At 66.6% G+C, this 12,893-nt stretch carries 13 protein-coding genes; 9 read left to right on the plus strand and 4 right to left on the minus strand.

Annotated elements, in window-relative coordinates:
• Positions 1–33: 33 nt before the first annotated feature.
• Both CAL13_RS06305 and ligA read left to right on the plus strand, forming a co-directional pair.
• Complete coding sequence (locus tag CAL13_RS06305) at positions 34–1,146, plus strand: cell division protein ZipA C-terminal FtsZ-binding domain-containing protein (RefSeq protein ID WP_086071849.1); 1,113 nt, start codon at positions 34–36, stop codon at positions 1,144–1,146.
• Positions 1,143–3,257 carry an NAD-dependent DNA ligase LigA gene (gene ligA / locus CAL13_RS06310; RefSeq protein WP_086071850.1) on the plus strand — a complete coding sequence of 705 codons (2,115 nt, stop codon included), beginning with the start codon at positions 1,143–1,145 and terminating at the stop codon, positions 3,255–3,257. The genes CAL13_RS06305 and ligA overlap by 4 nt, the downstream gene beginning before the upstream one ends.
• Before the next feature lie 90 nt (positions 3,258–3,347).
• Here the strand turns inward: ligA and CAL13_RS06315 are convergent, their stop codons facing one another.
• The 3 genes from CAL13_RS06315 to CAL13_RS06325 are packed head-to-tail and all read right to left on the minus strand — an operon-like array spanning position 3,348 to position 5,007.
• Positions 3,348–4,124, minus strand: a complete 777-nt coding sequence (locus CAL13_RS06315; RefSeq protein WP_086056651.1) for a peptidylprolyl isomerase — start codon at positions 4,122–4,124, stop codon at positions 3,348–3,350.
• Positions 4,125–4,134: 10 nt separating this feature from the next.
• The gene (locus CAL13_RS06320; protein WP_086071851.1) at positions 4,135–4,425 is read right to left on the minus strand and encodes a BolA family protein; all 291 of its coding nucleotides are present in this window, start codon (positions 4,423–4,425) and stop codon (positions 4,135–4,137) included.
• Positions 4,426–5,007: a septation protein A gene (locus tag CAL13_RS06325; RefSeq protein ID WP_086071852.1), complete on the minus strand. Its 582-nt coding sequence runs from the start codon at positions 5,005–5,007 to the stop codon at positions 4,426–4,428.
• Between the two features lie 67 nt (positions 5,008–5,074).
• Between CAL13_RS06325 and CAL13_RS06330 the strand changes: the two genes are divergently transcribed.
• The 7 genes from CAL13_RS06330 to CAL13_RS06360 all read left to right on the plus strand — a co-directional run bounded on the left by CAL13_RS06330 (position 5,075) and on the right by CAL13_RS06360 (position 11,969).
• Positions 5,075–5,752, plus strand: coding sequence for an energy-coupling factor ABC transporter ATP-binding protein (locus tag CAL13_RS06330; protein ID WP_086071853.1), 678 nt, complete (start codon positions 5,075–5,077; stop codon positions 5,750–5,752).
• The gene (locus CAL13_RS06335) at positions 5,749–6,345 is read left to right on the plus strand and encodes an energy-coupling factor transporter transmembrane component T family protein (RefSeq protein ID WP_086071854.1); all 597 of its coding nucleotides are present in this window, start codon (positions 5,749–5,751) and stop codon (positions 6,343–6,345) included. Before CAL13_RS06330 ends, CAL13_RS06335 begins: the two co-directional genes overlap by 4 nt.
• A 98-nt stretch (positions 6,346–6,443) precedes the next feature.
• A complete protein-coding gene (locus tag CAL13_RS06340; protein ID WP_086071855.1) occupies positions 6,444–7,016 on the plus strand; it encodes a biotin transporter BioY in 573 nt (190 codons plus the stop codon).
• Positions 7,017–7,091: 75 nt separating this feature from the next.
• The gene (locus CAL13_RS06345; protein ID WP_086071856.1) at positions 7,092–8,252 is read left to right on the plus strand and encodes an ABC transporter substrate-binding protein; all 1,161 of its coding nucleotides are present in this window, start codon (positions 7,092–7,094) and stop codon (positions 8,250–8,252) included.
• Between the two features lie 10 nt (positions 8,253–8,262).
• A complete protein-coding gene (locus CAL13_RS06350; protein ID WP_086071857.1) occupies positions 8,263–9,300 on the plus strand; it encodes a branched-chain amino acid ABC transporter permease in 1,038 nt (345 codons plus the stop codon).
• Positions 9,301–9,309: 9 nt separating this feature from the next.
• On the plus strand, positions 9,310–11,151 hold the full coding sequence (locus tag CAL13_RS06355) for a branched-chain amino acid ABC transporter ATP-binding protein/permease (RefSeq protein WP_086071858.1): 1,842 nt from the start codon (positions 9,310–9,312) through the stop codon (positions 11,149–11,151).
• A complete protein-coding gene (locus CAL13_RS06360; protein WP_086071859.1) occupies positions 11,148–11,969 on the plus strand; it encodes an ABC transporter ATP-binding protein in 822 nt (273 codons plus the stop codon). The genes CAL13_RS06355 and CAL13_RS06360 overlap by 4 nt, the downstream gene beginning before the upstream one ends.
• 60 nt (positions 11,970–12,029) lie before the next feature.
• Here the strand turns inward: CAL13_RS06360 and pepE are convergent, their stop codons facing one another.
• The gene (gene pepE / locus CAL13_RS06365; RefSeq protein WP_086059290.1) at positions 12,030–12,722 is read right to left on the minus strand and encodes a dipeptidase PepE; all 693 of its coding nucleotides are present in this window, start codon (positions 12,720–12,722) and stop codon (positions 12,030–12,032) included.
• Positions 12,723–12,893 lie beyond the last annotated feature (171 nt).

Consider the following 12,893-nt stretch of genomic DNA (forward strand, 5'->3'; position numbering starts at 1 on the left):
AGAGGCGTTGCCGCAAAGGCGCGGGATTCATACATGAGTGATTTGCAGATCGGGCTGATCGTCCTGGGCGTACTGCTCATCCTGATGGTTCTGGGCTTCAACTGGTGGCAGGACCGCCGGGTGCGCCGCAGGATGCAGGCGCATTTTCCAAGCAACGAGCACGATCCGCTGCTCGGCGCCGCCGGCCAGGATGGCGCCGGTTCTCACGGCAATCATGGCGGCAATTCACATGGGGCGCCGCAGCGCCGAGAGCCTGGACTGGGCAACGGACCTGCGGCCGCTTCGACTTCCGCTTCCGCGGCCCAAGCAGCGGCGCATGCCCCAGCGCATGCCGACGGCGACGATGCCGAAGAGGCGGATCCGGCGTGCGAGGTCGTCATCGAAGTCACCTTCGCCGAACCCGTGCGGGGCGGCGACCTGCTGCCGGTGACGCAGAGCATGCGCGCCGCCGGACGCAAACCCATGCGCGTTTTCGGCCAAACGGATAAGGCGCGCCATCGCGCACGTCTGCGTCCGGACGAGCATTACGCATCCCTGCAGATCGCCGTATTGTTGGCCAACCGCTCCGGCCCGTTGACGGCCATCGAGTGGTCGCAGGCATGGGCGCGCGCGCAGGATTTGGGCGAGCGGTTCGACGCCGCGATCGAAGGCCCGGACCAGCAGGCGGTGCTGGAACAGGCTGCTCGCCTGGACGATACGTGCGCGGCTCTGGACACCCAGGTCGGCCTGACGCTGCTGCTCGGCGGGGCGCAGCCGGCGGCGGAAGTGCTTGCCGTGGCGCGCGACCTGGGATTCGTGCACGATGGTCCGCGTCTGGTATGGATGTCCGACACGGGCTTGCCGCGCTTCACGCTGACGCGGGCGGACGGCGCCGCTTTCGACGCCGGCATGGCCGGCGTCGAGCGCCTGAATCTGCTGCTCGATGTGCCCTGCAGCCCGCCCGACGACCGCGCTTTCGGCCGCATGGTGGACGTGGGCCGGCAGCTGGCCCAGCGTCTGCGCGCCGAACTCGTGGATGACCAGGGCAAGCCTCTGGCCGATGCGTCGGTCGCCGTGATCGACGAGCGTCTGCAGGTCTTGTTCGGACAGTTGGAGCAGGCCGGCCTGCGCGCCGGCAGCGAACGCGCGCTGCGGGTGTTCTCGTGACCACGAGCCCGGCCAGCGGCCCCAACACCGACGCGCAGGAAGAGATCGCGCGTTTGCGGGTCGAGATCGAACAGCATAACTACCGGTATTACGTCGAAGACGCGCCCGTCATTTCAGACGCGGAATACGATGCGCTGATGCGACGCCTGATGGCGCTGGAGCAGGCGCACCCCGAGCTCGTCACGCCGGAGTCGCCGACGCAGCGCGTGGGCGCCACGCCGCTTGCGGCGTTCGGCGCCGTGACGCATGCCGTGCCGATGCTGTCGCTGGGCAATGCCTTTGACGAAGACGAGGTCCGGGCGTTCGACAAGCGCGTCACGGACACGCTGCGCGCGGCGGGATTGCTCGGGCCCGCCGCGCAGGCGGATTACTTCTGTGAATTGAAGCTGGACGGGCTGGCGATCAGTCTGCGTTACGAAAACGGCAAGCTGGTGCAGGCCGCCACGCGAGGCGACGGCCAGACGGGCGAGGACGTTACCGCGAACATCCGCACCATCCGTTCGATCCCGCTGCAGCTCAAGGCCGGCGCTCCCGAAGTGCTGGAAGTGCGCGGCGAAGTGCTCATGAACCGCCGCGACTTCGAGCGGCTCAACGAAGCCCAGGCCGCGCGCGGCGACAAGGTATTCGTCAATCCCCGCAATGCCGCGGCGGGCAGCCTGCGCCAGCTCGATCCTCGCATCACGGCGCAGCGGCCGCTGCGCTTCTTCGCCTACGGGTGGGGCGAAGTGCACGGACTCGCAGGACGGCAATCCGGTCTGTTCGACGAGCCGGCGCCGGGAAAGCGCGAGGTTTCCACCTTGCCTCGCGAAGCGCATAGCGCGATGCTGGCTTGGCTCGGGGAACTCGGGCTGCCGATCAATACCCAGCACAATCACAAGGCCAAGGGCGCGGACGGCCTGCTGGCCTTTTACGAACGCGTGGCGGGGCTGCGTCCGGTGCTGCCCTACGACATCGACGGGGTGGTCTACAAGGTCGATTCGCTGCCCGCGCAAAAGGTTCTGGGTTTCGTGGCGCGGGCGCCCCGTTTCGCGCTGGCGCACAAGTACCCGGCCGAAGAGGCCACCACGACGCTATTGGACATCGAAGTCCAGGTCGGCCGCACCGGCGCAATCACGCCGGTGGCGCGCTTGCAGCCGGTGTTCGTCGGCGGGGTCACCGTCACCAACGCCACCCTGCATAACGAGGACGAAGTGCGCCGCAAGGATGTGCGCATCGGCGACACCGTTATCGTGCGGCGTGCCGGCGACGTCATCCCCGAGGTCGTCGGCCCCGTGCTGGCGAAACGGCCCGCCGACGCGCGCGAGTTCCGCATGGTGACCGCGTGCCCTGTCTGCGGATCGGCGATCGAACGGCCGGAAGGCGAGGCGGTGGCCCGCTGCACCGGCGGGCTGTTCTGCGCGGCGCAACGCAAGCAGAGCCTGCTGCATGCGGCAGGCCGCAAGGCGCTGGACATCGAGGGCCTGGGCGAAAAGCTGGTCGATCAATTGGTGGACCGCGACCGCGTGAAGTCGCTGGCCGATATCTATAGCCTGACCGCCGAAGAGCTGGCCGGTTACGAACGCATGGGCGCGAAGTCCGCGGAAAACCTGGTGCGTGCAATCGATAAGGCGCGCACGCCCACGCTGGGGCGGCTGCTTTTCGCCTTGGGCATCCGCCATGTCGGCGAAAGCACGGCGCGCGACGTCGCACGCCACTTCGGCAGCCTGGAGGCCATCATGAACGCCACCGAGGCGCAGTTGCTTGAGGTGACGGATGTGGGGCCTGCGGTGGCGGCGTCCATCCACCGGTTCTTTGCGGAACAGCATAACCGGGACATCGTCCATGCCTTGGAAGAACAGGGCGTCAGGCCATCGGCCGAAGCCGGCGCGCGCACCGGCGCGCTCACGGGGAAGACCTTCGTGCTGACCGGCACCTTGCCGAACTGGACGCGCGATGACGCGACCCGCCATATCCTTGCCGCGGGCGGCAAGGTGAGCGGGTCGGTTTCGAAAAAGACCGCGTATGTCGTCGCGGGCGAAGAGGCCGGCAGCAAGCTGGCCAAGGCGCAGGAGCTGGGCGTGCCCGTTCTGGACGAAGACGGCCTGAAGCAATTGCTCGGCGTCGACGAATAGCCAAGCAGTGCGCTTGCAGGCAAACAAAAAGCCCCGCGTGCGGAGCTTTTTGTTTCGGGCCGCGCGGGCAGGAGCGCCCGCATTGCCGTCTTACTGGATCTTCGCCTGGTCGCGCAGCGACTTCTGGTAATCGGCCAGCAGTTGCTGACGCAGCATTTCCTCGATCTGCGGACGCACCTGATCGAGCGGGGGGAATTCGACCGGGCGGGTGTCTTCCACCTGGATGATGTGCCAGCCGTATTGGGTCTGTACCGGCTTGTCGGCGAGTTGACCCTTCTTCAGCGCGGTCACGGCCTGCGCGAAGGGAGCGACGTAATTGCTGGGGGGCGCCCAACCCAGATCGCCGCCCTTTTCGGCGCTGCCGGGATCCTTGGATTCCTTCTTCGCTGCGTCTTCAAATTTCAGCTTGCCGCTCTTGATCTGGGCGAGAAGGTCGTTGGCGGTTTTTTCGTCCGCCACCAGAATGTGTCGGACCTTGTATTCCATCTTGCCGGCTTGCTGTTTCTTGATGTCGTTGTATTCGTCCTGCACCTGCTTGTCCGTGATGGGGTGCTTTTGCAGGTAATCGGCCATCAGCGCGCGGACCAGGATGCCCTGGCGAGCCAGGTCGACTTCGGTCTGAACGTCCGGCTGCTTGTTGATGCCAGCTTTTTCGGCCGCCTGGACGAAGACCTGGCGGTTGATCATTTCCTGCTTGACCTGTTCGCGCAGTTGCGGCGTATCGGTCGCGCCCTGGCCGACGAGCAGTTTGACGAATTGATCGAGGCTTTTCTGGGTAATGGGCTTGCCATTGACCGTTGCCACGTTCTGGGCCAAAGCGGGGGCGGCAATCACGCAGGCCGCCGCCAGCAGGATGATGCGTTTCATGTATGTCCTTTCAGGGAGTTCTTGTTTCCAGCGCCAGGGCATGGAGGGGAAACGGCATTAAGTCGTCGAGCCGATCATACACCAGGCGATGTCGCGCCACGGGGCCAAGACCAACGAAACATGACGACGTTATCCGCACTGTGAAATGCGAAGCGCCGCCTTCGCTTGCGGCGTGGCCGGCGTGCAGGTGCGAGTCATCCTGTATTTCGAGCGCCACGGGGGAGAGGGCCTGCAGCCGCTGCCGGATAACCTCGGCCAGATCGGCGTTCGGCTTTGCCGCGGATTGTGCGGTTTCAACCATTTACCGTTTTCCTCCTTCGCTGCTCTGGTCGCCGGCCTCGCCTTCCGGATGCTGCAGGTGGCGGCCGAGCCAGATGGATTGGGCCACAACGAAAACGATCATCAGGCCCATCAGCCCGAACGCCTTGAAAGTGACCCATTGCGCCTCGGAAAAATGCCCCGAGAACGCCACATAAAGATTGATGGCGCCAGCGGCCAGAAAGAAGACGGCCCAGGTGGCGTTCAGGCGGTCCCATACCGGCTCGGGCAGGGCGATCTGTTTATCCAGCAGCCGGCGAATGAGATTGCGTTTGAAAACCCAGCGGCCGATCAGCAGCGCGCCGCCGAAAAGCCAGTAAAGCACGGTAGGCTTCCATTTGATGAAGACATCGCTGTGCAGCCACAGCGTGGCGCCGCCGAAAATAACGATAACCGCCAGATTGATCCAGTGCATGCCCTCGATGGGACGGCCGGCAACCTTCAGCCAGAGTATCTGCACGATCGACGCCGTAATGGCGACCGCCGTGGCGGTATAAATGCCGGCATAGCGGTAGGCGATGAAAAACAGCAGCAGCGGAAACAGGTCGAATAAAAACTTCTTCATTTGCGTACTTTTTGCGGGCGCCGCCAAGGGGCGGCGCCGGGAACCGGTTCGTGCATAATCGCGCCCCATGTTAATCGAGTTTGATCATGCCGTCGTGAGGACGCCCCAGGCCGAAATCCTGCATGGGCTCAACGTCGCTTTGCACGAACGCCGCATCGGCATCGTGGGACCGAACGGCGCGGGCAAGAGTACCTTCGCGCGGCTCATCAATGGACTGGTGCTGCCCTCTGCCGGAGCCGTGCGCGTCAACGGCCACGATACCGGCCGGGCGACGCGCCAGGTCCGCCGCGAGGTCGGTTTTGTATTCCAGAACCCCGAAAACCAGATCGTCTTTCCCATCGTACGCGAAGACATGGAGTTCGGCCTGAAGGGCCTGCTGCCGGACCGCGCCGAGCGCGAGTGCCGCGCTGCGGCGCAGCTGGAGGCGCTGGGGATTGCGCACCTGGCGGACCGCGCCAGCCATACCCTGTCCGGCGGCGAGCGCCAGTTGGTGGCCTTGGCCTCGGTGCTGGTCATGCGGCCGAAAGTCGTCGTCTTCGACGAACCGACTACCCAGCTGGATCTGCGCAACCGCAACCGGGTGCAGCGCGCCATTGCGGACCTGGACTGCGCGGCGGTGGTCGTCAGTCATGACCTGCCGCTGCTGGAGGACTTCGACCGTGTCCTGGTCATCGCCGACGGGCGTATTGCCGCCGACGATGCGCCGGCGCCGGCGCTGCGCTGGTACAGGGAGCACTACGCATGATGGAGCCGCTCTATGTCCAGGGCGGCGGCATCCTGCACCGCCTGCCCGCCGCATTGAAGCTTGGCGTGCTGCTCGCGGCAGGCATCGGGCTCTTCTTTGCTCATCGTCTGGACGTGCTCGGCGGCGCATTCATGGCTGCCGCACTGCTGGTGGCGGCGTCGGGCGCCGGAGCGGGCGCGGTATGGCGCCATATCAAGGGCCTGCTGCCCATCCTGCTCGTGGTGGGCGGCTGCGCCGCCTGGTTCGATGGATGGGGCCGCGCCGCCGAGATGCTGTTGCGGGTCGGTGCGCTGGTGGCGCTCGCGCTCGCCGTGACGCTGACCACGCGCACCAGCGATCTCGTCGATGTCTGCGAGCGGACCTTGTATCCGCTGGACCGGTTGGGCTGGGTGGACGCCCGCCGCCTGGCGCTGGCCCTGGCGCTGACGCTGCGGTTCATCCCGGAAATCTGGCGCAATTATCAGGACATCCGCGAAGCACAGGCCGCGCGCGGGTTGTCGCGGAACGTGCTGGCGCTGGCGGTCCCGCTGCTGGTGCGCACGCTCAAACGCGCCGAGGAAGTGGCCGACGCCATCGATGCCCGGGGGCCATAGTCCCGGCGAGGCGGGGCCGCAGCAGGTTCACCGGCGGTGTTATATGAGCAGGCGGCTTGAGCCGTTGGCAGTCTACATTTTGTGAGCAGGAGAGCGCCATGCGCACCAGGGATACCGTTACCGTCGCGATGTTTGCGGCGCTTATCGTCGTTTTGAGCCTTGCGCCCCCCATTCCGGTGCCGGCGCTGCCGGTGCCGATCACCCTGCAGGTGCTGGGCGTCATGCTCGCCGGCTGCATGCTGGGGCCCGTGCGGGGCGCAGCCGCGGTGGGGCTGTACCTGCTTCTGGCGGCCGTCGGGCTGCCCGTTCTGCCGGGCGGGCGCGGGGGACTCGGCGTCTATGCCGGGCCGACCGGCGGCTTTCTGGTCGGCATGTTCCTCGGCGCGGCGGTCTGCGGCGCCATCGCCCGCACGGCGGCGCGCGCCGGCCGCTCCACGCTGGTCGCCATGGCGGGCTACTTCCTTGCCTCCCTGGCGGGGGGCCTGGTCGTGGTGTACGCCGTCGGCATACCGTGGCTGGCCGTGGTGACCGGCATGACCCTGACCAAGGCGGCCCTTGCCATGGTGGTCTTCCTGCCCGCCGACATCGTCAAGGCCGTGGTCGCGGCGGTCATATCGCAGCGGGTAAGCCGGGTTTGGTCGTTCTCCCGCGACCGCGGCCCCGCAATCTGACGCGCCTGGCGGGCCGGATACCGGCCCTGAACCTATAATCCCGCTTCCCGTACAGGCCCTTTCCGGAGACAAAGGATGCATTCCAAACATAAAACAGGCATCGCGGCCGCCGCGCTGGCGCTCATCTTCCCGCTCGCGGTCCATGCGCAGGTCAAGGTGGGCGTGACGGTTTCCAGCACCGGCCCCGCTGCCTCGCTGGGAATCCCCGAGCGCAATACCGTCGCGCTGCTGCCCCAGGAAGTGGCCGGGCAGAAGATCGAATGGATCGTCCTGGACGACGCGACCGACACCACGCAGGCGGTGAAGAACATGCGCAAGTTCGTCAGCGAGGACAAGGCCGATGTGGTCATCGGCACCTCGGCAACGCCCGGCTCGCTGGCGATGGTGGACGTGGCGGGAGAGACCGGCACGCCGATGATCAGCGTGGCGGCCAGCGTGAAGATCGTCGACCCGGTCGAAGGGGCGCGCAAGTGGTCGTTCAAGACGCCGCAAAACGACGCGCTGATGGCCGCCGCCCTGGCGGATGCGATGGCGCACAACAAGGTGAAGACGCTCGGCTTCATCGGATTTTCCGACGCCTACGGCGATAGCTGGCTGCAGGAAATCAAGGGCGCCGCCGAGAAAAAGGGCATCAAGATTGTCGCGGTCGAAAAGTACGCCCGTGCGGACACAAGCGTGACGGGTCAGATCCTGAAAATCATGGCGGCCCGTCCGGATGCGGTGCTGATCGCCGGTTCCGGCACCCCGGCCGCGCTGCCGCAGAAAGAGCTGCGCTCGCGCAACTACGGCGGACAGATCTATCAGACGCACGGCGTGGCCAACGGCGACTTCCTGCGGGTGTGCGGCAAGGGCTGCGAAGGCATGTTGTTGCCCGCCGGTCCGCTGCTGGTCGCCGAGCAATTGCCGGACGACCATCCCGTGAAGCGGTCGGCCCTGACCTATGTCGCCGCTTATGAAAAGGCCCATGGCGCCGGCTCGGTCAGCACCTTCGGCGGCCATATGTGGGATGCCGGCCAACTTGTGGTGGCGGCGATTCCGGTTGCGTTGAAGACGGCCCAGCCCGGCACGCCCGAATTCCGCAAGGCCATGCGCGATGCCCTGGAAAACGTGAAGGATCTGCCTGCCTCGCAGGGCGTCTTCAACATGGGTCCGGCCGATCATGCGGGCCTGGACGACCGCGCCCGCGTCATGGTGAAGGTGCAGGGCGGCAAGTGGGTCTACCAGCCGGGGCTGTAACGGCGGTCTTATGGATTCCTCCATTGCGCTGATCCTGCTGCAGGACGGCATTGTCAGCGGGGCCATTTACGCCCTGCTGGGCATGGCCCTGGTGCTGGTGTTCGCGGTGACGCGCGTTATCTTCATCCCGCAGGGCGAGTTCGTCGCCTTCGGCGCGCTGACGCTGGCGATGCTGGTGGACGGCAAAGTGCCCGGCACGGTGTATCTGTTGCCTTTGCTCGGCGGCGTCGTATTCCTGATGGCGCTGGCCCGTGCGCTGCGCACGCGCAGCGCTGCCGGGTTGCCGACGGCGTTCGCGGCGAACATTGTGTTGCCCGCGGTGCTGTATTGGCTGACCACGCATCTGGCGGGGCCCGATACGCCGCTATGGCGCAACATGCTGTTGACCCTGCTGCTGATCGTGCCGATGGGGCCGATGATCTATCGCATCGTGTACCAGCCCCTGGCCGAAGCGTCGGTGCTGGTGCTGCTGATTCTGTCTGTGGCCGTTCACTTCGTGCTGGTCGGGATGGGGCTGCTGTTTTTCGGCGCGGAGGGGTGGCGCACGCCGGTCTTCATCGACGGCCAGGTGGACCTGGGCGTCATGGCGTGGTCTGGCCAAAGCCTGTTCGTGGTCGGGACCTGCGCGGTGCTGATCCTGGCCTTGTGGATTTTCTTCGGCAAGACGCTGTACGGGCGCGCGCTGCGGGCGACGGCGGTGAATCGCCGCGGCGCCCGGCTCGTCGGCATCAGCAGCACGATGGCGGGCGGCATCACGTTCACGCTGACGGCGCTGATGGGGGCGGTCTCCGGCGTTCTGATCGCGCCGGTCACAACCGTGTATTACGACACGGGTTTTTTGATCGGGCTGAAGGGCTTCGTCGGCGCGATCATCGGCGCGCTCGCCAGCTACCCCGCCGCCGCCGCGGGCGCATTGCTGGTGGGCCTGCTGGAGGCCTTCTCGTCGTTCTGGGCCAGCGCGTACAAGGAAGTCATCGTGTTCACCCTGATCATTCCGGTGCTGCTGTGGCTCTCCCTGCGGGGCGGCCATGCGCAGGCGGAAGAATAGGGGGCTGCCATGAGGGGAACGGCGGTGCGGCGCCTGCCTTTGTTCGTCTTTCTCGCGGTGCTGGCCGCCTTGCCGGTCATCGGCGCCACGCCGGAGTTCTGGATTACCCAGCTCAATTACATCGGGCTTGCAAGCCTGGTCGTGCTGGGGCTGGTGGTGCTGACCGGCGTGAGCGGGTTGACGTCGTTCGGGCAGGCGGCTTTCGTCGGCATCGGCGCCTATGCCACCGCCTGGACGACCACCGTGCTGGGCTGGTCGCCCTGGCTGGGACTGCTGGCGGGGCTGGTCCTGACCGGCGTCGTGGCGTGGCTGCTGGGCGCCGTGACGCTGCGCCTGTCCGGGCATTATCTGCCCCTGGGAACCATCGCCTGGTGCCTCGCCTTGTTCTACCTGTACGGAACGGTGGATGCGCTGGGCGCGCACGATGGCATCGCGGGCATCGCGCCTCTCAGCCTGTTCGGCATGTCGCTGGCGAGCGGGCGCCATATCTATTACCTGATCTGGGCACTGGTGCTGGCGGCGGTCTGGGCCACGGCCAATCTGCTGGACTCGCGCCCGGGCAGGGCCATCCGCGCCTTGCGCAACGGCGCCGGCATGGCCGAGTCCATGGGCGTGAACACGGCACGGTACAAAGTCATCGTCTTCGTCTACGCGGCGCTGCTGGGCAGCGTGTCCGGCTGGCTTTATGCGCATATGCAGCGCGCCGTCAGTCCCAGCCCGTTCGGGCTGAACTACGGCATCGAGTATCTGTTCATGGCGGTGGTGGGCGGTGCCGCCCATGTCTGGGGCGCGCTGCTGGGAGCGGCCGTCATCCTGGTGCTGAAGGACCAGATCCAGAACCTGTTGCCGCAATGGCTCAACGCCAGCGGCAATTTCGAGATGATCGTTTTCGGCATCTTGCTGATCCTGATGCTGCAATACGCGCGCGATGGCGTGTGGCCCCTGCTGGGGGCCGGATGGCGCCGCCTGACGCGTCAGGACGGCGGTCCGCGTTCGGCCGGACGCCCCGCGCAGGCGCGCGCATTGCCGCACCGAACCCGCCCGCAGGCTGGACAGCCGGTGCTGGAGGTGCGCGACATACGCAAGACATTCGGCGGTCTGGTGGCGGTGAATGACATCTCGTTCACGGTGCGCGCCGGCGAAATCATGGGTTTGATCGGCCCGAACGGCGCCGGCAAAAGCACGACGTTCAACCTGATCACCGGCGTGCTTCCGTGCACGGCGGGTGAAGTACGCTTCATGGGGGAACGCATCGACCGCTTGCCGGCGCGCGAGATCGCGCGACGCGGGGTCGGCCGCACTTTCCAGCACGTGCAACTGCTGCCCGGCATGACGGTGCTGGAAAACGTCGCGCTGGGCGCGCACCTGCGCGCCGATGTGGGCGTCATGGCGGGGGCCTTGCGGCTGGACCGCGCGCCAGAGGCGCGACTGTTGCAGGAAGCGGCGATCCAGCTCGAGCGCGTGGGACTGGGCCACTGCATGGGCGAGCAGGCCGGCAACCTGGCATTGGGCCAGCAGCGGATCCTGGAAATCGCCCGTGCGCTGGCGGGCGACCCCATCCTGCTGCTGCTGGACGAGCCGGCGGCCGGCCTGCGCTACAAGGAAAAGCAGGCGCTGGCGCAGGTGCTCGCGCAATTGCGCGATGAAGGCATGAGCATCCTTCTGGTGGAACACGATATGGATTTCGTCATGCGCTTGACCAACCACCTCGTGGTGATGGATTTCGGCACCAAACTGGCGGAAGGCGTCCCGGCCGACATCCAGCGCAATCCCGCCGTCCTGCAAGCCTATCTGGGCGGGCTGGACGACGACGTTGCCGCGCCGGCAGCCGTGGCCGAGGAGGCACGATGACGGCATCTCCTTCCGTGCAAGCGCAAACGGCGACAGCCGGCCGCGCTGCCCCGGACCGCGGCGCGGCGTCCGATTCCGCCGTGGCCCTGTTGCGCGCCGATGGCCTGTCCGTGCGTTACGGCAAGGTGGCGGCGCTCGCGCCCATGTCGCTGTCGGTGCCGGCGGGCAGCATCGTGACCGTGATCGGCGCCAACGGGGCCGGCAAGTCGACGATGCTCAACGCCATCATGGGGGCATTGCCGAGCACCGGTCAGTCGCAGGGCGGAATATGGCTGGGCGGACAGGACGTGTCGGCGTGGCCAGTGGAACGCCGCGTGGCCGCGGGCATGTCGCTGGTGCCGGAACGGCGCGAGCTTTTCTCAAGCATGTCGGTGGAGGACAACCTGCTGCTCGGCGGTTTCCGCCGCTACCGGATGCGCGAAGCGGGATGGCGCGAGAGCATGCAGGATGTCTACGAACTCTTTCCGCGCTTGAAGGAGCGGCGCACGCAGCAGGCCGGTACGCTGTCCGGCGGCGAGCGCCAGATGCTGGCCGTCGGGCGCGCCCTCATGGCCAAGCCGCGCCTGCTTATGCTCGACGAGCCCAGCCTGGGGCTGGCGCCACGTATCGTTCGCGAAATCTTTCACATCATCGCGCGGCTGCGTGAGGGCGGGGTGTCCATCCTGCTGGTGGAACAGAACGCCCGCGCCGCCCTTCAGGTCGCCGACCAGGGCTATGTGCTGGAAACCGGAGAGGTCGTTCTGTCCGGGCCAGCGGCCGAACTGGCGAACAATCCGCGGGTGGTGGAAAGCTACCTGGGCCTGGGCAACAAGGGCTGAACGCGGATCGTGGCGGCTCGGCCGCGTCCATGCCGTCGCGGCGCGGACACGGCCAGGGAATCAAACCTCGTCCACCGCCATGCCGGCGCGCAGTTCCGCCGGCGCCTTCCCCTGGCGGAACACCCACCCGGCGTGCGGACCCTCCAGCGTCATGCGGCGCCCATCGCCGGACAGCCAGTCTCCCTCGGGCAATCCGACCACCGTCACGGAGGGGTTGGCGACCAGGAATTCGGCGATGCGGTCGTTGCGCGTCTCGCCCTGGTGGCCCGCCGGCAACGCATTGGTGTAGTGCGGGTTGATCTGGAACCCGATCAGGCCCAGCGCGTCGAATCCGCCAGGGTCGACGATGGGCATGTCGTTGGTCGTGCATAGCGTCGGGCACGCCAGGTTCGCGCCCGCGCTCCAGCCCGAGTACGGCGTTCCCGCCCGCACGCGTTGACGGATGGCCTGCAGCCATCCGCGCCGGCGGCATTCGGCAACCAGCTGAAAGGTGTTGCCCCCGCCGACCAGAATCAGTTCGAAAGCGTCGGCCTGATCCGCATCCACGGTATGCGCGCCGGTGAGCGAAAAACCCAGCGGATCGAGGCGCTTCTGTACGTTTGCCGTGTAGTCGTCCCAACTCGTCGTGACGCCGGCAAACGGCACGAACAGGATTTTGCGCCGTTCGCCGGCGAGCGCCCGCAGGGGGTCGAGCGCGTGCGTCAGGTAGCTGCCGTCGGGCGAGCGGGAATTGCTGAAAAGAAGCAGGTGCATGGACATCTGGTGAAAAGCTCCGCGACTGTGGGTGATCCGGGAATGGGATCGGATCGCCGCCGCGCGATGATACCAACCGCGATGCAGCGCCGTTGCGGCGCACCATCGAAGCAGCGGAAACGCCGCATTCTCAAAACGGCAAGGCGGCCGCGTGCGCCGGCACTAACATTT

This window comes from Bordetella genomosp. 9 (assembly GCF_002119725.1).
In the GTDB taxonomy this organism is placed as follows: domain Bacteria; phylum Pseudomonadota; class Gammaproteobacteria; order Burkholderiales; family Burkholderiaceae_B; genus Bordetella_C.